1 pseudogene is annotated in these 1312 nt (G+C 44.3%); it reads left to right on the forward strand.

The annotated features are described in order from the left end of the window. Positions 1 to 1312, forward strand: a pseudogene (locus NPX99_RS08655) (hemagglutinin repeat-containing protein); the annotation flags it as partial.

Consider the following 1312-nt stretch of genomic DNA (forward strand, 5'->3'; position numbering starts at 1 on the left):
GGCCATAAGGGATGAAGGGGGGACAGGAGATATTCTCTTTGTTGCTCCAGGGGTTATGGTGGATGAGAGCACATCGGTTTTAGCGGCACGAGATTTTGTGATCAAAACGGGGCGATTAGACAATAGTGGTCAATTGGCAGCGGGACAGGATCTAGCCTTTATGGTGACGGGGGATGCCACCAACAGCAAGACGGGTTTAATCTATGTGAAGGGCAATGGCTTTTTGCAAGTTGATGGTGCAGTGTTGAATGCTTTTGGTGCCATTATGGCTGAGGAAGATTTGGTGTTCAGCAATGCAGAGGGCACGGGCAAGAGCCTTTCGCTTGTCAACAAAGCAGGTTTTATTCAAGCCGGTGGAAACTTGAATATCCAAACCACCACACTTAAAAATGAAGCCGATAGCACGCCAGTCATCACCGAAACATCTGAATATGCAGATATTGCATTCGAAAAACCAGAGGGCGTAGATTCACTTGAAAATACAATTTTGTATCATACAACAAGTATAGCACATGATTGGGGGATAAAGGAACTATGGGGTGTTTCTTATAAGGAAGAGAAATGTTCAGAACATGGATGTACTCTTAATATTAAGAATTATTTGCCCAACAAAGAGGCAACTTATGGTAAAATAGCTTTAAAAGATGGGGTACTATACAAGGCATTTACTTGGAACAGGACTGAAAATATAATTATTTTTCAATCGTATCGGTGGAATAATTTGTCACACATGACAGAAAAAGCTGTCACGCAAGCATTTTCGCATAAACCGGCTGTGCAGGGGATGATACAGTCTAGCGGCAATCTTATCATTAATGCTGATAGCATTGACAACCATTATAGCATTATAAGAGCGGAAGGAAACGCCGATATCCATACCGGTGTACTCACCAATTTAGGGGCAACAGCTTATAAAAACACCTATATGGGCTGTAATGCAAATACGGATTATTATTGTTATGCCTATAATGCTGATGGAAGTCGCAATGTTGCTTTAGACATAGCAAGTAATGGTGCTCTTCGTCATATCGGTTCAGAAGTTGCGGATACCGTTTCTGGTCTTGTTCAAGCGGGTGGTACGTTGAATTTGGAGTATGTTACACTGCACAATACGGCAGCGGAAGGTTCCATCACAGGAGATGCGCATTTTGAGGCAAAAGCCGTTGGGGGGGATCCACTGGGGGCGCTCAGTGGTTTAACAGCAGGGGGTGCTTTGTTTACGCCAAATATCGCTCTGGATGGTACAGCCGGTGTTTCGGATGGGAGCTCTTTGCCTTTGCCAAAACCACAATCTGGTGGAGTGGGGGGCACT

The sequence above is a fragment of the Bartonella sp. 220B genome (genome assembly GCF_026930205.1).
Classification (GTDB): domain Bacteria; phylum Pseudomonadota; class Alphaproteobacteria; order Rhizobiales; family Rhizobiaceae; genus Bartonella.